The 16,273-nt window shown below is 69.3% G+C and carries 18 protein-coding genes; 9 read left to right on the top strand and 9 right to left on the bottom strand.

The window, feature by feature from the left end; genetic code table 11:
* Positions 1–30: 30 nt before the first annotated feature.
* Both ACYVOK_RS09080 and ACYVOK_RS09075 read left to right on the top strand, forming a co-directional pair.
* Complete coding sequence (locus ACYVOK_RS09080) at positions 31–1,386, top strand: DNA polymerase IV (protein ID WP_460661833.1); 1,356 nt, start codon at positions 31–33, stop codon at positions 1,384–1,386.
* On the top strand, positions 1,379–2,335 hold the full coding sequence (locus ACYVOK_RS09075; protein ID WP_460661832.1) for a tetratricopeptide repeat protein: 957 nt from the start codon (positions 1,379–1,381) through the stop codon (positions 2,333–2,335). Before ACYVOK_RS09080 ends, ACYVOK_RS09075 begins: the two co-directional genes overlap by 8 nt.
* Here ACYVOK_RS09075 and ddaH read toward each other — a convergent pair.
* A complete protein-coding gene (gene ddaH / locus ACYVOK_RS09070; RefSeq protein ID WP_460661831.1) occupies positions 2,304–3,065 on the bottom strand; it encodes a dimethylargininase in 762 nt (253 codons plus the stop codon). The genes ACYVOK_RS09075 and ddaH overlap by 32 nt on opposite strands.
* A gap of 68 nt (positions 3,066–3,133) precedes the next feature.
* Here ddaH and ACYVOK_RS09065 point away from each other — a divergent pair, with 68 nt between their 5' ends.
* Positions 3,134–3,661 carry a hemerythrin domain-containing protein gene (locus ACYVOK_RS09065; RefSeq protein ID WP_460661830.1) on the top strand — a complete coding sequence of 176 codons (528 nt, stop codon included), beginning with the start codon at positions 3,134–3,136 and terminating at the stop codon, positions 3,659–3,661.
* On the opposite strand, the gene ACYVOK_RS09060 is transcribed toward ACYVOK_RS09065, so the two are convergent.
* The 4 genes from ACYVOK_RS09060 to ACYVOK_RS09045 form a co-directional block, all read right to left on the bottom strand.
* Positions 3,645–4,376 carry an MBL fold metallo-hydrolase gene (locus tag ACYVOK_RS09060; RefSeq protein WP_460661829.1) on the bottom strand — a complete coding sequence of 244 codons (732 nt, stop codon included), beginning with the start codon at positions 4,374–4,376 and terminating at the stop codon, positions 3,645–3,647. The two genes, ACYVOK_RS09065 and ACYVOK_RS09060, sit on opposite strands and share 17 nt — an antisense overlap.
* Positions 4,373–4,765, bottom strand: a complete 393-nt coding sequence (locus tag ACYVOK_RS09055) for a YccF domain-containing protein (protein ID WP_460661828.1) — start codon at positions 4,763–4,765, stop codon at positions 4,373–4,375. Before ACYVOK_RS09055 ends, ACYVOK_RS09060 begins: the two co-directional genes overlap by 4 nt.
* Positions 4,766–4,868: 103 nt before the next feature.
* The gene (locus tag ACYVOK_RS09050; protein WP_460661827.1) at positions 4,869–6,005 is read right to left on the bottom strand and encodes a saccharopine dehydrogenase family protein; all 1,137 of its coding nucleotides are present in this window, start codon (positions 6,003–6,005) and stop codon (positions 4,869–4,871) included.
* The gene (locus ACYVOK_RS09045; protein WP_460661826.1) at positions 6,002–6,892 is read right to left on the bottom strand and encodes an SDR family oxidoreductase; all 891 of its coding nucleotides are present in this window, start codon (positions 6,890–6,892) and stop codon (positions 6,002–6,004) included. Before ACYVOK_RS09045 ends, ACYVOK_RS09050 begins: the two co-directional genes overlap by 4 nt.
* Before the next feature lie 71 nt (positions 6,893–6,963).
* Here ACYVOK_RS09045 and ACYVOK_RS09040 point away from each other — a divergent pair, with 71 nt between their 5' ends.
* A complete protein-coding gene (locus tag ACYVOK_RS09040; RefSeq protein ID WP_460661825.1) occupies positions 6,964–7,545 on the top strand; it encodes a TetR/AcrR family transcriptional regulator in 582 nt (193 codons plus the stop codon).
* A gap of 25 nt (positions 7,546–7,570) precedes the next feature.
* On the opposite strand, the gene ACYVOK_RS09035 is transcribed toward ACYVOK_RS09040, so the two are convergent.
* Entirely contained in the window at positions 7,571–8,011 is a 441-nt protein-coding gene (locus tag ACYVOK_RS09035; RefSeq protein WP_460661824.1) for a MarR family winged helix-turn-helix transcriptional regulator, read from the bottom strand.
* 90 nt (positions 8,012–8,101) lie between these two features.
* Between ACYVOK_RS09035 and ACYVOK_RS09030 the strand changes: the two genes are divergently transcribed.
* The 5 genes from ACYVOK_RS09030 to ACYVOK_RS09010 all read left to right on the top strand — a co-directional run bounded on the left by ACYVOK_RS09030 (position 8,102) and on the right by ACYVOK_RS09010 (position 13,153).
* A complete protein-coding gene (locus ACYVOK_RS09030; RefSeq protein WP_460661823.1) occupies positions 8,102–8,569 on the top strand; it encodes a DUF2269 family protein in 468 nt (155 codons plus the stop codon).
* Positions 8,569–8,820: a DUF3817 domain-containing protein gene (locus ACYVOK_RS09025; protein ID WP_460661822.1), complete on the top strand. Its 252-nt coding sequence runs from the start codon at positions 8,569–8,571 to the stop codon at positions 8,818–8,820. Before ACYVOK_RS09030 ends, ACYVOK_RS09025 begins: the two co-directional genes overlap by 1 nt.
* Positions 8,821–8,829: 9 nt before the next feature.
* Entirely contained in the window at positions 8,830–9,633 is an 804-nt protein-coding gene (gene xth, locus ACYVOK_RS09020) for an exodeoxyribonuclease III (protein ID WP_460661821.1), read from the top strand.
* Positions 9,634–9,690: 57 nt separating this feature from the next.
* Positions 9,691–11,775 (top strand): S9 family peptidase, encoded by a 2,085-nt coding sequence (locus tag ACYVOK_RS09015; protein WP_460661820.1) that lies wholly within the window; start codon positions 9,691–9,693, stop codon positions 11,773–11,775.
* Between the two features lie 418 nt (positions 11,776–12,193).
* Positions 12,194–13,153, top strand: a complete 960-nt coding sequence (locus ACYVOK_RS09010; protein WP_460661819.1) for a sigma-70 family RNA polymerase sigma factor — start codon at positions 12,194–12,196, stop codon at positions 13,151–13,153.
* A 99-nt stretch (positions 13,154–13,252) separates the two neighbouring features.
* Here the strand turns inward: ACYVOK_RS09010 and ACYVOK_RS09005 are convergent, their stop codons facing one another.
* The 3 genes from ACYVOK_RS09005 to ACYVOK_RS08995 form a co-directional block, all read right to left on the bottom strand.
* Positions 13,253–14,167 (bottom strand): endonuclease/exonuclease/phosphatase family protein, encoded by a 915-nt coding sequence (locus tag ACYVOK_RS09005; RefSeq protein ID WP_460661818.1) that lies wholly within the window; start codon positions 14,165–14,167, stop codon positions 13,253–13,255.
* Positions 14,168–14,296: 129 nt separating this feature from the next.
* A complete protein-coding gene (locus ACYVOK_RS09000; protein ID WP_460661817.1) occupies positions 14,297–15,016 on the bottom strand; it encodes an HAD family hydrolase in 720 nt (239 codons plus the stop codon).
* A 45-nt stretch (positions 15,017–15,061) separates the two neighbouring features.
* Positions 15,062–16,255, bottom strand: a complete 1,194-nt coding sequence (locus ACYVOK_RS08995; protein ID WP_460661816.1) for a lysostaphin resistance A-like protein — start codon at positions 16,253–16,255, stop codon at positions 15,062–15,064.
* Positions 16,256–16,273 lie beyond the last annotated feature (18 nt).

Genomic DNA, 16,273 nt, shown 5'->3' with positions numbered 1-16,273 from the left:
ATTGTCGGTGGCGGCGGGGAGACTGGTGGCGTGCGAGGGGATCCGTCGGTGCTGCATGTCGACCTGGACGCGTTCTTCGCGGCCGTGGAGCAGCGGGACAAGCCGTCGCTGCGCGGCAAGCCGGTCGTGGTCGGCGGCATCGGCCTGCGCGGGGTGGTGTCGACCGCGTCGTACGAGGCCCGCAAGTACGGCGTCCGGTCCGCGATGTCGACCGCCGAGGCACGGTCGCGCTGTCCGCACGCGGCGTACCTCGGCGCGCGGTTCGACGTGTACCGGCGGACGAGCCAGGCGGTGATGGCGGAGATGCGGGCGCTGTCGCCGCTGGTCGAGCCGCTGTCGCTGGACGAGGCGTTCGTCGACCTGTCCGCGGCCGGGCTGACCGGGCTCACCGTCGACGACGTGCACGCGATCGCGCTCGACCTGAAAGCCGCCATCAGGAAGGCCAGTGGCGGCCTCACCGCGTCGGTCGGTGCAGGGACGTCGAAGCTGATCGCGAAGATCGCCAGCGACCTGGACAAGCCGGACGGTGTCGTCGTGGTGCCGCCGGGCACCGAGGCCGAGTTCCTGGCGCCGATGCAGGTCACCGTCATCCCGGGTGTCGGACCGGCGACCGCGCAGCGGCTGAGCATGGCTGGCGTCCGCACCGTCGCCGATCTGCAGCAACTGGACGAGGACGAGTTGATCCGGCAGGTCGGATCGGCGCACGGCTCCAGCCTGCACCGGTTGGCGATCGCCGCCGACGACCGGCCGGTGGTGAGCGATCGCGAGACCAAGTCGGTCAGTGTCGAGGACACCTTCGAGACCGACATCATCGATCGCTCCCTGCTGGCCGCGATCGCCGACCGGATGGCCCATCGCGTGGCCGAACGGCTGCGCAAGGCGCAACTGTCCGGCCGGACCGTGACCGTGAAGACCCGCATGCACGACTTCACCACGCACACCCGGTCGTCGACGCTCGCAGGCCCGACCGACGACGCGCGAGTGATCACCCGGGTCGCCCGGCGGCTGCTCGAGGAGAGTGACATCTCCGGCGGCATCCGGTTGCTCGGTGTAGGCGTCTCGTCACTCGCCGACTGGATCCAGGACGACCTGTTCACCGACAGCGAGTACGCCGACGCGTCGCCCGAGGTGGTCGAGCTGCCCGAACGCACCCGCGACCTCACCGGGTACTACCCCGGCCAGGACGTCGTCCATCCGGAGTACGGTCGCGGCTGGGTGTGGGGTTCCGGCCTCGGCCGGGTGACGGTCCGGTTCGAGACCGCCGACACGCCGCCCGGACCGGTGCGGACGTTCGCCGTCGACGATTCCGCCCTGGTAAAAGTGGCAACCGGTGAAGCGGAGGAGGACGACGAACCCGACCATGACCACAATGGGCCGAATGAATGAGGAACGGCGGGGTGTCTACCCGTTCTGCGCTCCGTGCACCGCGTCGTCGATCGCCTGGCGGGCACCCGAGGCCACCGGCCCGACCGGCATCGGCACCCGCTTCTTCGGTCACCGCGACGTCTGTGAGAGCTGTGGTTCGTCGGTCCGGACGCTGTATTCCACCTTCCTGTGGATTCCGGTCGCGAGGCTCGGCCGGTTCCGGATCATCCCGACCGGCGGGCGCAGCTACGTCGGCCGCAAGGTCGTCGACCGGCCGGTGCCGACCGTCGTACGGCGTGAACCCGTCTCGCTGATCGTGGATCACCTCGAGCTCGACGGCGACCCGGCGTACAAGCAGGCCGAGGTGTACTGGGACGACCACGAGCCCGGCCAGGCGTTGCCGTTCTACCAGGCGGCCCTGATCGACCGGGAGAAGGTCCTGCCGGCCGACGACCCGGCGGTGCTGCACGTCCGGCTGCGGGTGGCGCAGGGTCTGCTCGCGACCGGGAACTACGGCCGGGCGATCGCCTGGTTCGAGTTGGTGACACCGCAACTGGTGGAGGTGTTCGGGTCGGACCACGAGCTGACCCGCGCCGCGACCGAGGCGGTCACCGGTGCGCGGCTGATGGTCGGTGGTCTTCGATCGGAGGCGAAGCTGCTCGCGGACATCGTCGCCGTCGACGAGCAGGACCTCGACCGCCACGACCCGCAACTGCTGCGGGATCGCGCCGCCCTTGGCCGCGCGTTGCTGGCGTGCGGTGACATCGCCGCCGCCATCGAGGCGCTGTCCAGGACGGTCGAGGACAGCAGGCACGCGCTCGGCGCCTCGCATCCGGACACCGCGGTCTATCGCGCGGCGCTGGTGGAGGCGTGCGATGCGGCCGAGGCCCGGGGCCGGAAGCGGGACGTGCAGGCGCTCGCGGCGGCCCGGCGGTTGCTCAGCGACGCAGTCGTACCGACAGGCACGTGACACAGCCTTCGAGCTTCTCGAACTCGCTGATGTCCACGACCACTGGCGTGTAGCCGAGGTGCTCGAAGAGCTCCGCGGACTTCGGCGCGGACGCGGCCATCAGCAGCCGGTCCTCCCCCAGCAGGACGACGTGTGACCCGGACTCCTCGGGGACGGGCCTGAACGCCTCGAACCCGTGCGGGTCGTCGACCAGCGGCTCGTACCCGACGACCGTTCCGTCGGGCAGTGCGGTGACGGCCGACTTCAGGTGCAGCACCTTGCTGACAGGTATGGCGCGCACAGTCGCACCGAGCGGTTCGAGTGCCTCGGCCAGTTGACGGATTCCTTCGGCGTTGGTGCGGCCGCCGAGTCCGGCGTACACGGTCGAGCCGATCTTGAGGATGTCGCCGCCGTCGAGGGTGCCCGGCTCGGTGATGCGGGTGACGCGGTAGCCCTGCTCGGCCACGGTCCGCTCGGCCGCCGCGGCTTCCGGCCGGCGCTGTTCGGCACCTGCGCGGGCGATCACGGCGAGGTCGCCGTACACGACCATGGTGTCCTCGATGAAGACACCGTCCGGGCACTCGTCGATGGCCGGCACCTCGACTGTCGTCCACCCGGTGCCTCGGAGCGCGTCGACGTACTGCTGCCACTGGCGGACCGCGAGGTCAGCGTCGACCGGTGTGCGTTCGATGTGCGTGACGAGTCCCTCCGCGAGACGAGGGCTGGGGTGTCGGACCAAGGCTGTCGGCATGCGTGCAGGTTAACTGGTACGGCCCTGGGTACTGGCCGGCCAGACGTTCGAGACTTGGAGGACGAGGAATGCCGAAGATCCTGCCGGCGACCGGTGGCGACGTGGTCGAGATCATCCTGGCCGACCACCGCTGGTTCGAAGAGGCGCTGCGTGAGTTACGGGACGTGCGGAGCGACCGCTCCGCCGTACTGGCCGACCTGGCCACCGTGCTGATCGCGCACGCCGAGGCCGAGGAGTCCAAGGTGTACCCGTCGTTGCGGAGGAAGCACGCGATCGACGCAGAAGAGGTCGAGCACTCCGTGCACGAGCACGACGAGGGCAACGCGGCGCTGCTCGAGCTGATGGAGGTCGAGGACACCGCCGGCGAGGAGTTCAGCGAGAAGCTGCACGAGTTGTCGGAGGCGCTGTCGCACCACCTCGACGAGGAGGAGCGCGACGTGCTCAACCCGGCCCGGACCGAGGTGTCGGAGGAGACCCGCCGCCAGTTGGGTGACGCGTTCGCCGAGGAACGCGCCCGGCTGATCGACTCCGGCTGCGGCGACATCGCCAACGTCCGCAAGCTCGTGGAGTCCGCCGGCCTCACAGCGGAATCGTGAGGCCTTCTTCCGCCGCGATCACTTCGCCGGTGAACACCTGCCGCGCCTCGGCGACCGAGACCGATCGGTCAGAGCCCGGCCAGAAATGCGTCAGCAGCAGCCGCCGGGCTCCTTGCGCACCACGCGCTGCTTCGGCCGCGGTCATCACATAGCGCGGCGTGGTCTGGGGCGACGGCCCCTGCAGCGTCGCGTCGGAGATGAACAGATCGGTGCCTCGGGCAAGCTTTTCCAGGTCCGGTGACGGACCGCTGTCGCCGGTGTAGGCGACGGCCACGCCGGGAGCGGTCAACCGCACCCCGAGGTTGATGTTGTAGTGCGGAAGCAGGACCGTCTCGACCGCGAACGGCCCGATCCGCGTGGTCGAAGCGAGATCGTGCACGTCGAAGACCGTGGCGGGATCAGGGTCGGGCTCGAGTGCCCGCAGTACGTCGAGGACACCCGGCGGACAGTAGAGCGGAATGGGCGCGGCGTCGGGTGCCTCGTAGTACCGCACGCGCGCGAGAGCACTGACGTCGACACAGTGGTCGGGATGCTGATGCGTGACGACGACCGCGTCGACCTCGCCGGTCGGGTCGTACCGCAGCAGCTGGGGCAGAGCGGCGTACCCGAGATCGAGGACGACCTTGAACCCGTCGTACTCGAGCAGGAACCCGGCACACGCGCGACCCGCCTCGGGCCACGCGCCGCACGAGCCGAGGACGGTGAGCGACCTCACCGGGCGGCGAACGGCTGGTCGCTCGGCACGATGTCCTTGCCGAGTGGTAGCAGCGAGATCGGGATCAGCTTGAAGTTCGCCAGGCCGAGCGGGATGCCGATGATCGTCAGGCACAGCGCGATGCCGGTGGCCAGGTGGCCCAGCGCCAGCCACCAGCCGGCGAAGATCACCCAGATGATGTTGCCGAGTACGGCGCCGGCCCCGGCGGTCGGCTTGTCCACCATCGTCCGGCCGAACGGCCAGAGCGTGAACCCGGCGATCCGGAACGCCGCGATGCCGAACGGGATCGTCACGATCAGCACGCAGCAGATGATGCCGGCGATCGCGTATCCGACCGCCAGCCAGAACCCGGCCAGCACCAGCCAGATCAGGTTGAGAAGCGTCCTCATGCCCTCCAGCCTGCCACCCGGCGGGTGTACGCCGGCTTCGGCCGCGCCACATGTCCGGGATCGTTCCGGGGCAACCAGTGCCCGTCCCTGACCACCGCCGGTGCTAGTAGTCGTCTCGGCTGAGGGTGGCGAAGGTCATCCCGGCCTTGACGAGGCGTTCGCGAAGCGCCGGACCCATGGCGGCGGCCGTGGTCGTTTGACCAGCCGTGTCCGGGAGGTCGTCGAGGGCGAGGCAAAGGGCGCTCTCACCGAGCATCTTGGCGGTTTCCTCGTACCCGGGGTCGCGACCGGCGACCTCGGTGATCACCTGCTTGCCACCACCGCGACCGACGAAACGGACGTTGAACCAGGACTTCGCGCGGCGCTCCGGCCTCGGCCCGTCGCCGGGCTTCAGCCGGTTGAGCAGCACGTTGCGGACCGGCGGGACCTGGGCCGCGGCCGCCAGCAGCGCAATGCCACCGATGCCTGCGGCAACCATCGGCAGGTGCCTCACGGCGGCGTAGTGCGAGTAGCGGAAGTCAGGGCCGTAGCGGTAGAGCAGGCGGGCGGAGTACGCCACGACCTGCGGGTCGATGGTCGGCAACGGCACCGCCCAGAAGCCCTGCTGGCGGTGGATCGCGCCGGGAACCGCCCTCGCCGATCTCCCCTCGGGACTGGGCTCGGCGCGGCGCCTGGCCCGGTGCGCCGCCAGGTTCTGCTTCGGGCGGGAGAGCGCGGTGATGACGGTGTGGAAAGTACCGCCTGACGGCCGTCCGCCGGCGCGGAGCAGACCGTCGACCTTGATCGGGACGCCTGCGGGCAACTGCTCGACGGTGTACTGGACGCCGAGGTCGTACGGGATCGAGTCGAAACCGCACGCGTGGACGATCCGGGCACCGCTCCGGACGGCACGCTCGTGGTACCGGACGTACATCCGGTCGACGAACTCGGGCTCCCCGGTCAGGTCGAGATAGTCGGTGCCGGCGTCGGCACAGGCCGCCACGACCTGCTCGCCGTACTGGATGTACGGACCGACCGTGGTGACCAGGATCCGCGTCGACTCGGCGAGTTCCCGCAGCGATCGCGGATCGATGACATCGGCCTGCAGGACGTCCCGGCCGAACCGTTCCAGCTTGGCCTTGTCGCGTCCGGCGACTGCCCAGTCCAGGTCCGCCGGAGCGTTGTTCTGGAGGTACTCGGCGGTGAGAGCGCCGGTGAACCCGCTCGCGCCGAGCAGTACGACGTCGTACCGGCGACTCATCGTCCCGCGGCCTTCTCGGCGTCGGCCCGGCCGCCGGCACCGGAGGCGCGCGTGGACTCGGCGCCGCGAGCCTCGATGTCGGCGAGCGCGGCCCGGTCGGCCTTCGGCACACTGAACCGCGAACCGGCCTCGATCACGTGCGGGATCAGCCAGCGGAACACCTTCAGCGCGCCGATCCACCCCGGCACGTGCACCACCCGCGAGCGCCGCTGAATCCCCTGGACGAACTTGTCCACCGCGAAGTCCAGCGGGTAGACCTTGCTCGCCAGCGGTACGCCGGTCCGCACCTTGCCGAACACCGGGTGCTCGTCGACCCCACGCACCATGTCGGTGTCCACGAACGTCATGTGCGCGACGCCGACCCGTACGCCGAGGTGCTTCAACTCCGCGCGCAGCGTGTCAGCCATCGCCTCCACCCCCGCCTTGGCGACGTTGTACGACGCGAGCCCGGGGATGTGCACGATTGCGGCAAGGGACGACACCAGGAGCAGGTACCCCTTGCTCGCCAGCAGATGCGGCAAGGTCAGGTGAACCGTCCGCCAGACGCCGTACAGATTGACGTCGAGGACCCGCTCCCACACCTTCGGGTCCATGCTCCGGCTGAATCCGGGCGCCGCGATGCCGGCGTTCGCCATCACCACGTCGATCCGGCCGTACCGCTCGACCACGGCCTCGACCGCGGTCCGCAGCGACTCGGTGTCGGTGACGTCGGCCTCCCACCAGCCGGCGTCCGGGCCGCAGTCCTCCGCCACCTTCTTCAGCTCGTCGGGCTCGAGACCGATCAGCGCCAGTGTGGCGCCCTGGCCGGCGAGCTTGCGGGCGACCGCGGCTCCGATTCCACGGGACGCGCCGGTGATGAGGACGACCTGACCGGGCAACGGACGCATTGGACCTCCAGCTGTTGAGTGGATACTCAACAGTAAGTGCCTGTTGACCATTTACTCAATAGACTGGCGGCATGACCTCGTCCGCACGGCTGCGCCCCGACCAGCGGCGCGCGCAGATCCTGGAGGCTGCCCGACGGGTCCTGGTCGCCGATCCGCACCGAGAGCTCACCGTCGAACTGGTCGCCGCGGAGGCCGGGGTCTCCCCCGCACTCCTGTTCCACTACTTCGGCTCGAAGAAGAAGTTCCAGTACGCCGTCATCGAGGAAGCCGCCGCGGAAGTCATGCTGCGGACCGCCCCCGACCCTTCGCTCCCACCGGTGGAGCAACTCCGCTCCGGCATTCGCGCGTTCGTCCGCGCCGTACTCGAAGCTCCGCAGCTGTACCGGGCGACGCTGCTGATGTCCGCGGCCGGGGACCCCGCCGTACGTGCGCTGCACTCGGAGATCCGTCAGGTCTTCAGCACCTGGGTCATCGGCGCCGTCGCTCAGCGCGGCATCGAGATCACCCCGACGGTCGAGCTCGCCTGTCACGGCTGGCAGGGGTACGTCGAGCAGACGCTGCTGACCTGGATCGACAACCCGACGATCTCGGCCGACGATCTCGAGGGCCTCTGCGAGCGCTCGCTCGACGCCATTCTCAGTACGACTCGCTGAAGCCTCACTAGGACTCGCTGAAGTCTCAGTAGGACTCGCTGAAGGCGGTCAGAGCCTCGAGTGTCGCCTTGGTGAGCTGGTCGGCCTGATCCGCGCCGATCGCGTCGCGAAGGCGTGCGTCGACCTCGTTGAGTACGGCCCGGCATCGATCGAGGAGCTGATGGCCGGCCGCCGTGACCTGGAGGTCGGCGGCCCGGCCTCGTCCTGGAGCGGTGAGCCGTTCGACCGCGCCCATCTCCTGCAACTGCAAGAGGGTGGACTGCATGCTCTGGGTCGTGATCCCGTCGCGGCGGGCCAGTTCGCTGTAGGAGAGGCCGGGCTGGTGCGCGAGGTGGCCGAGCGCCGAGAAGTGGCGCATCGACAGGCCCTGCCGACGCAACTCCGCCTCCGTCCGGTCGCGGAGCAGGCGGCCGAGCATCATCAGCAGGAGCGCGGGGCTGACCTGCGGCTGACCGGTCTCTTCCATCGGCACATCATCGCAGCCCGGCCAGTTTCAGGTTGCCTGATACTTGAGTTACAGTCTGCCTGAAACTTCTGCCGCGACGATCGGATCCGGATGAACAAGTTCCTGCTCAGCGTGCACGTCCTGGCCGCCATCATCTTCATCGGACCGGTGACGGTTGCGGCGAGCATGTTCCCGCCGCTCGCCCGGCGCGTGCTGGCCGCTGATCAGCCCGAGACCGGCGTACTGACAGTGCTGCACCGGATCAGTCGCGGGTACGCCATCGGAGGCCTGACCGTGCCCGTGTTCGGGATCGGGGTCGCCGCCGGGCTCGGCGTGCTCACGGACACCTGGCTCATCGTCTCGATGGTGCTGACCGCGATCGCGGCGGCCGTGCTCGCCTTCGCCGTGCTCCCGGCGCAGGCCCGGGTCCTGGAAGCCGCCGGCGCCTCCCCCGACGTACGTGAGCAGTTCATGCCTCAGGCGAAGACGTTGTCGATGACGACCGGAGTCTTCGCGTTGTTGTGGGCCGTCGTCGTGGTCCTGATGGTCGTCCGTCCCGGCTCGACGACGGGGGTCTGATGGTCAAGGTGCTGAAGGTCGCGGCCGCTGTCGAAGCGGTCACGGTGTGCCTGCTGTTCCTGAACTTGTTCACGGTTCACTGGCCGGCGGTGTCGTCCGCACTCGGTCCGACGCACGGGACGGCGTACCTGGTGACGATCGTCACCGCGCTGTCCACGGCCGGTGCCTCGACGCGGGCGAAGGTGCTGGCGTTCGTACCAGGGATCGGTGGGTATCTGGCGTTGCGCAATCTGCCGGTGGAGGCGCGTTAGGGTTTGGGCGTGCTGACGGTCGCGACGGTGAATGTGAACGGGATCAGGGCTGCGTATCGCCGCGGGATGGCGCCCTGGCTGGAGCGGACCGACCCGGACCTGCTGCTGATGCAGGAGGTCCGCGCGACCGACGACGTACTACGCGAACACCTCGGCGGCGACTGGAACATCGCCCACGCCGAGCCGACGATCGACGGTCACAAGGGCCGGGCCGGGGTCGCGGTGGCTTCACGCCGCCCGATCAAGGAGGAGCGGATCGACATCGGACCGGCGCGCTTCGCGGGGTGCGGGCGGTGGATCGAGGCGGACGTCGTGCTGGACGACGGGTCGCTGCTGACGGCGGTGAGCACGTACGTGTTCACCGGCGAGTTCGAGACGCCGCCGCGGCAGGAGGAGAAGTACGCGTTCCTGGACGCGATCACCGCGCGACTGACGCAACTGCGGGCCGACCGGCGGCACGTGCTGCTGTGCGGCGACCTGAACATCGCCCACCGCGAGGTCGACCTGAAGGCGTGGAAGGCGAACCGGAAGAAGAGCGGTTTCCTGCCCGAGGAGCGCGCCTGGATGGACCGCCTCTTCGACGCCGGCTGGGTCGACCTCGGCCGCCGCTTCGGCGGCGACGGACCCGGTCCGTACTCCTGGTGGTCCTGGCGCGGCAAGGCGTTCGACAACGACGCCGGCTGGCGCATCGACTACCAGATCGCGTCGCCCGACCTGGCTCTCGCGGCGACCGGTTGCGTGGTCCACCGGGCCCCGACGTACGCCGAGCGCTGGAGCGACCACGCTCCGGTGGTGGCGACGTACTCGCTCTGAACTCCGGCTGTGGAAAAGCGGCGCCGGGCTGTCGCCGGTTGCGGGTAGTCTCGCCGCATGTCCGAGTTGAAGTCTTCTGCTGAGCCCCCGGTCGCCGCCCGGAAGCCGGTCGAGCGCCGCCATCACGGCGACGTGTTCGTCGACGAGTACGAATGGTTGCGGGACAAGTCCGACGACGAGGTGCTGGCCTACCTGCGCGCCGAGAACGCCTACACCGAGGCGCGCACGGCGCACCTGGAATCGTTGCGTGAGGCAATCTTCAAGGAGATCTCGGACCGGACGCTGCAGACGGACCTGAGCGTGCCGGCCCGGCGCGGCGGGTACTGGTACTACTCCCGCACGATCGAGGGCAAGCAGTACGCGATCCACTGCCGGGTCAAGGTGGACGGCGACGAGCCGCCCGCGACCGACGGCGACATCCCCGGCGAAGAGGTGCTGCTCGACGGCAACGAGGTGGCCGGCGACTCCGAGTTCTTCGCGCTCGGCACGGTCGACGTGTCCCCCGACGGCCGGCTGCTCGCGTACTCGGTCGATCTGAAGGGCGACGAGCGGTTCACGCTGCGGATCAAGGACCTGTCGACCGGCGAGCTGCTGCCGGACGAGCTGCCGGGCGTGCACTACGGCTCCGCGTGGTCCGCCGACGGGTCGACGATCTTCTACACCAAGGTTGACGACGCCTGGCGGCCGTACCAGGTCTGGCGGCACACCCTCGGCGCGACCGACGACGTCCTGGTGATGGAGGAGCCGGACGAGCGGTTCTGGGTCGGTGTCGACCTGACCCGCAACGAGCAGGCGATCATGATCGCGCTCGGCAGCAAGCTGACCAGCGAGGTCTGGCTGCTCGACGCCGCCGACCCGACCGGTGAACCCGTCGTGGTCGCGCCGCGCCGCGAGGGTGTCGAGTACGACGTCGAGCACGCCGGCGACCAGCTGCTGATGACCCACAACGCGGATGCGCCGAACTTCTCCCTCGCGACCGCTCCACTCGACTCCCCCGGCTCCTGGACGACGCTGATCGAGGGCGACGAGACCAGCCGGCTGCTCGGCGTCGACGCGTTCGCCGACCACGTCATCCTGTACCGCCGCCGCAACGCGCTCACCGAGCTCGCGATCATGCGCCGTACGCCGGAAGGCTTCGGCGAGCCGGAGGTGCTGGAGTTCGACGAGCCGATCTACACCGTCTCCCCCGGCCGGAACGACGAGTGGCACGACACCCGTTACCGGTTCGGCTACACGTCGCTGGTCACGCCTGGATCGACGTACGACGTGAGCATCGCGACCGGTGAGCGTCGGCTGCTCAAGCAGCAGCCGGTGCTCGGTGGAGTCGACCTCGGCGCCTACACGCAGTACCGGGAATGGGCGACCGCGCCCGACGGGACCGCGGTGCCGATCTCGCTCGTTGCGCGCAAGGACGTCGCGAAGGACGGCAACGCGCCGGTCGTGCTGTACGGGTACGGGTCCTACGAGAGCTCGATGGATCCGTGGTTCTCGATCCCGCGGCTGTCGCTGCTGGATCGCGGTGTCGTGTTCGCCATCGCGCATGTCCGGGGCGGGGGTGAGCTCGGGCGGCACTGGTACGACAACGGCAAGATGCTGACCAAGAAGAACACCTTCACCGACTTCATCGCCGCGGCCGAGCACCTGGTGAAGGAGGGCTGGACCCGTCCCGAGCGGATCGTCGCCCAGGGCGGCAGCGCGGGCGGTCTGCTGATGGGCGCGGTCGCGAACCTGGCGCCGCAGGCGTTCGGCGGGATCGTCGCCGAGGTGCCGTTCGTGGACGCGCTGACCACGATCCTGGACCCGTCGCTGCCGCTGACGGTGATCGAATGGGAGGAATGGGGCAATCCGCTCGAGGACCGGAAGGTCTACGAGTACATGAAGTCCTACTCGCCGTACGAGAACGTCACCGCGCAGGAGTATCCGCGGATCCTGGCGATCACCAGCCTGAACGACACCCGGGTGTTCTACGTCGAGCCGGCCAAGTGGGTCGCCAAACTCCGCGCCACCGCCACCGGGGACGTCGACGTCCTGCTCAAAACCGAAATGGAAGCCGGCCACGGCGGCCGCTCCGGCCGCTACGACGCCTGGCGGGAACTGGCCTTCACCCTCGCCTGGCAACTCGACACCCTCGGCCTGGCCTGACCGCCACGTCCAGAAATCGGCCCACCCCGCGCCGTCACCGTTTCACGCGGGAACACGGCGGGTACCTGCGGCGTTGCTGTTCGATGGAGAGACCAATGGTGTGTTGTGCAACACATTCCACGGCCGGATACCCCGGGATTCTGCCCAGATTCTCAGCTTCCGGCACCGGTGTGCCACTGGACTTCGGCGCGGGAACGACCGGTGAAATACCGCGGAAGCTGCGCGATCACACCGGAATGCGCGCATATTCGGGCCGCGGCGTCCGGCAAACGGCCGCGAACGGGCCGGCAGAACCTGGTTTCCACGCGTGATCGGTGCCGGGAACTCTCAGGGAACGTTCAGGCTGTTTACACACTCGTCGTGGAATCTTGAACCTCACTCGAGCGTTGCTCTCCATGTAACGACGAAGGGAGTTTCGGTGGCTCGCACGACTCGTGTTCGCACCGCGGACGACGGCATCGACGGCAAGGACAGCGTCGGTCTCTACCTCGAAGAGATCGCGCGCACGCCCCTGCTGACGGCTGAGGAAGAGGTCGAGCTCGCTGAGACGGTCGAGGCAGGTCTCCTCGCGGAGCAACTGCTGGCCGAGGGGCGGGTTGGACGCAAGAAGGGCGGAGCGCCCAAATATGCGACGGAGGACGAACTGCGGTGGCTGGCCGAGGAGGGTCAGCGCGCGCAGCAGCGGTTCGTGACCGCGAACCTCCGGTTGGTGGTGTCGATCGCCCGCAAGTACGGGCGGTCGCAGATGCCGCTGCTGGACCTGGTCCAGGAGGGCAACACCGGACTGATCCGTGCGGTGGAGAAGTTCGACTACCGCAAGGGATTCAAGTTCTCGACGTACGCGACCTGGTGGGTGCGGCAGGCGATCACCCGCGGTATCGCGCAGCAGGCCCGGGTGGTCCGGCTGCCGGTGCACGTGGTGGAGCAGCTGAACCAGATCGGGTCGGCCCGGCGCACGCTGGAGCGCAAGCTCGGCCGGGAGCCGGAGATCGACGAGATCGCGGCGGAGCTGGACCTGGACGAGGAGCGGGTCACGGAGCTGATCCGGATCGGCCGGGACCACATCAGCCTGGACAACCCCATCGACGACGAGGGCGAGACCTCGCTGGGTGACCTGATCGCGGCCGAGACCGCGCCGGGCCCGGACCAGCTGGTCGCGGACGCGTCGGACCGGTCCGGCCTGTTCAGCCTGGTCGACCAGCTCGACCCGCGGTCCGCGGACGTGATCCGGCGGCGGTACGGCCTGCACGACGGCCGCCAGGCGAAGCTCGCCGACATCGGCGCCGTGCACGGCATCTCCGCCGAGCGCGTCCGTCAGATCGAGCGCGAGGCACTGGGCCGGCTGCGTCTGCTGGCCGACCCGACCCTGGCCGCGTAACCAACAACCCCGAAACCCCCAGCAAGGACCCCCGAGCCGCCCTCCCGGCCGGGGGTCCTTTCATTGCCGCCGCGCCTCAGGGGCCACTGGGCGGAGTAGTCAGGACAGGTGCACCCAGGACTCCACCGGGAGGTGGTCGCTCGGGAACTGCCCGTCCTTGCTGAAGGTGTTGATCGACGCCTTCGAGACCCGCAGGCCCGGGGTGGTCAGGATCCAGTCGATCCGGTTGCCGTTCGGCGTCAGCGGCCGGTAGCCGTGGAAGGTGCCGTAGAGGGCGCTGCGGCGTTCCGCGGTGACCCAGCTGTCGGCCAGCTTGCCGCTGGTGACGAGCTTGTCGTAGACGGTGACACCGGCCGCGGCGGCCTCGTTGAAGTCACCGGTCATGATCACCGGCAGCGACGGGTCGAGCGCCGTCATCCGCTGCAGGATCAGGTCGGCCGACTTCGACCGCGTCGTCGCGTCGAACGCCTCCAGGTGCGTGTTGATCGCGTAGAACTGCTTCGACGTGGCCTTGTCCTTGAACCGGACCCACGTCACCATCCGCGGGCAGCAGCCGGCCCAGGTCTTCGAGCCGATCACGTCGGGCGTGTCCGACAGCCAGTAGTGGTCGTACTCGAGCGGCTGCAGCCGGCGCGTGTCGAAGAAGATCATCATGAACTCGCCCTTGCTGCCGCCCTCGCGCCCCAGCCCGATCGAGTCGTACGACGGACCGAGGTCGGCCGAGATGTCCCGCAGCTGGGCGTACAGCCCTTCCTGCGTGCCGATCAGCTGCGGCCGCGCCTGGCGCAGCTGCTCGCGCATCACCGGCCGCCGCTCGGCCCAGCTGTTCGGCGGGGTGTCGCTGGCATAGCGCAGGTTGTACGACATCACGTGCAGCGGACCGTCGGCCGCGGCCGGCGCTGCGGCCTGCTCGCCGGCGGCCTGCGAGACACCGGTGGTCAGCGACAGGCCGGCCGCGGCGGCGGCCACGAGCGCGGCGAATCTACGGCGGGTGCTGAGCCTGATTCTGGGCATGGTCAATAACCTCCATGGGCGGATTGCTCGGAGGTAGGACGTTAACCATACTCGGTGTCCGGTTGCTAGCCGTAGCGCGTCGAGTGCGTGACGTCTCGGGTCGCCCCGGCCGCCTCCCGACCGGCGGGTTCAGGCCTCGTTCCACCTGTCGATCAGGGCCGGCAGCTCGGAGAGACGGTGGATGGTCGCGTCCGGCGTACCCTCCGTGTGGCCGATCTGCTCGACCGGGATCGCGCTGTGCGGGATGTGGGCCGCCCGCATGCCGACGTTCTGGGCGCCCCAGACGTCGTCGAACAACCGGTCGCCGACGAACAGACACCGGGCCGGATCGCTCACCCCCACGGCCTTCATCGCCGCGAGGAATGCCTCCGGGTGCGGCTTCGTGTACGGGATCTCGCTGGTGTAGACCGCTCCGTCCAGCAGGTCGAGTACGCCGTCGCGCTCGAAGATCTCCTCGTGGCGCCGGCGCGACCAGATCGTGTTCGACAACACGCCGAGCTTCAGTCCACGGTTCCGAAGCTCCTTCAGCATCGGTACGGCGTCCGGATCGAGCTCGGTGTGCGGATGCCACTGACGCTCGTACTCCGCCAGGGCCGCCGGAGTCATCACCACGTCGGCCAGCAGGCAGACCTCCTCGAGCGTGCTGCTCAGGTGCTCGTCACGGGACCTCAGCCAGACCGAGCCCTCGGCCTTGACCAGCCGCTCGGCCAACTCGTCGGCCCGGGCGTCGTCGATCACCTCGGCCACCGTCCGCCAGACGGCGTACAGGTCGATGTCGTGCCAGGTCGCCAGCGTGCCGCCCCAGTCGAACAGGACGGCCTCGATCGGTTCGGTCTTCGCGTTCGTCACGGCGGATACCTTGCCAGACCACGCCGACAGTTCTCCGCTGGTTTTTCAGCTGACCCGGGCGATCCGGTTCCGCTTGGCCAGCCAGACGATCGCGACGGCGTACAACGCCAGGCACGGCAGGTCAACGGCCAGCAGCGTCCACGGCGCGCCGCCCTGCTCGTCCCAGCCGTCCAGCTGACCCATTGCCGCAGGCAACAAGAAGGCGAACAGGTTGTTCAGCGCGTGCACCGAGACGGCCGCCTCCAGTCCCCCGGTCCACACCGTCAGCCAGCCGATCGTCATCGCGAAGACGAAGATGTCGGCCATCGCCCAGCCGGTGTACCCGTGGGCCGACACGAACGCCACGCTGCTGATCACGATCCCCGGCCACGGCGTCCGCAGCAGCGCCTTGAACCACTGCGCCCGGCCACCCACCTGGTCGGGTCCGTACGAGCCGATCGCCTGGACCAGCCAGCCGCGGAACACGAACTCCTCCGCCGCCGACTGGAACGGCACCAGGAAGACGATCACCAGCGCCGGTACGACGAAGGCCGCGAGACCGACCCAGGAGCCCTCGTCCGCGGGCACCGGGTCCTCGGCCGGGAAGATCTGGTCGACCACGATGCCGAGTGCGTAGGACAGCACGAGGTAACCGAGCGCGGGCAGACAGGACAGCAGCAGCCAGCGCCAGCGGATCCGGTTCAGCACTGAGGCGACGCTGAACCACGGGCGGCGCTGGACGAGCCAGGCGGTGAGCAGCACGAGCGGCGTCAGCACGCCGAGCATCACCAGGGTGAAGGCGAGGTTCTCGACGTCGCTCGGAAAGAGGTCATTGCCCTGCGGCTCCTCGACGTCGCCGGTGATCAGCCCATGGACGATGACCCAGCCGATCGTGATCGCGCCGATCAGGACGAAGGCGCTGGCGGCGAGGAACAGCGTGCCGACGATCGGCCGCCACCAGGTGTGTTTCGCGGTCCGGGCCAGGCGGTGGTACGGCGTACCGGCCGGAGCCTCGACGACCCGCGGTTCGCGGACGGCGAACTGACCCGGGTACGGCGGTGCACCCCACGGCGGCGGCTGCTGCGGCGACCAGTACGGCGGTTGTCCGGGCGGCGGATAGCTGCCCGGCGGCGCGTACTGAGTGGGCGGCGGATAGCCACCTGGAGGCGGCGGGTAGGCACCGGGCGGCGGCTGAGCGCCGGGCTGCCCGTACGGCGGTTGGCTGTACCCCTGTGCACCCGGCTGCCCGTACGGCGGCATCCCCGGCTGACCGTAGGG

Source organism: Kribbella swartbergensis (assembly GCF_054784135.1).
The sequence above is the reverse complement of the archived record's forward strand: the minus strand, read 5'-3'. Positions and strand labels throughout refer to the sequence as shown.

Coding starts and splice junctions, on each gene's coding strand:
- ACYVOK_RS09040 (WP_460661825.1), top strand. CDS start 6,964: ATGACCTCGTCCGCACGGCTGCGCCCCGACCAGCGGCGCGCGCAGATC.
- ACYVOK_RS08995 (WP_460661816.1), bottom strand. CDS start 16,255: ATGCCGCCGTACGGGCAGCCGGGTGCACAGGGGTACAGCCAACCGCCG.
- ACYVOK_RS09045 (WP_460661826.1), bottom strand. CDS start 6,892: ATGCGTCCGTTGCCCGGTCAGGTCGTCCTCATCACCGGCGCGTCCCGT.
- ACYVOK_RS09065 (WP_460661830.1), top strand. CDS start 3,134: ATGCCGAAGATCCTGCCGGCGACCGGTGGCGACGTGGTCGAGATCATC.
- ACYVOK_RS09030 (WP_460661823.1), top strand. CDS start 8,102: ATGAACAAGTTCCTGCTCAGCGTGCACGTCCTGGCCGCCATCATCTTC.
- ACYVOK_RS09015 (WP_460661820.1), top strand. CDS start 9,691: ATGTCCGAGTTGAAGTCTTCTGCTGAGCCCCCGGTCGCCGCCCGGAAG.
- ACYVOK_RS09075 (WP_460661832.1), top strand. CDS start 1,379: ATGAATGAGGAACGGCGGGGTGTCTACCCGTTCTGCGCTCCGTGCACC.
- ACYVOK_RS09055 (WP_460661828.1), bottom strand. CDS start 4,765: ATGAGGACGCTTCTCAACCTGATCTGGCTGGTGCTGGCCGGGTTCTGG.
- ACYVOK_RS09005 (WP_460661818.1), bottom strand. CDS start 14,167: ATGCCCAGAATCAGGCTCAGCACCCGCCGTAGATTCGCCGCGCTCGTG.
- ddaH (WP_460661831.1), bottom strand. CDS start 3,065: ATGCCGACAGCCTTGGTCCGACACCCCAGCCCTCGTCTCGCGGAGGGA.
- ACYVOK_RS09035 (WP_460661824.1), bottom strand. CDS start 8,011: ATGGAAGAGACCGGTCAGCCGCAGGTCAGCCCCGCGCTCCTGCTGATG.
- ACYVOK_RS09025 (WP_460661822.1), top strand. CDS start 8,569: ATGGTCAAGGTGCTGAAGGTCGCGGCCGCTGTCGAAGCGGTCACGGTG.
- ACYVOK_RS09050 (WP_460661827.1), bottom strand. CDS start 6,005: ATGAGTCGCCGGTACGACGTCGTACTGCTCGGCGCGAGCGGGTTCACC.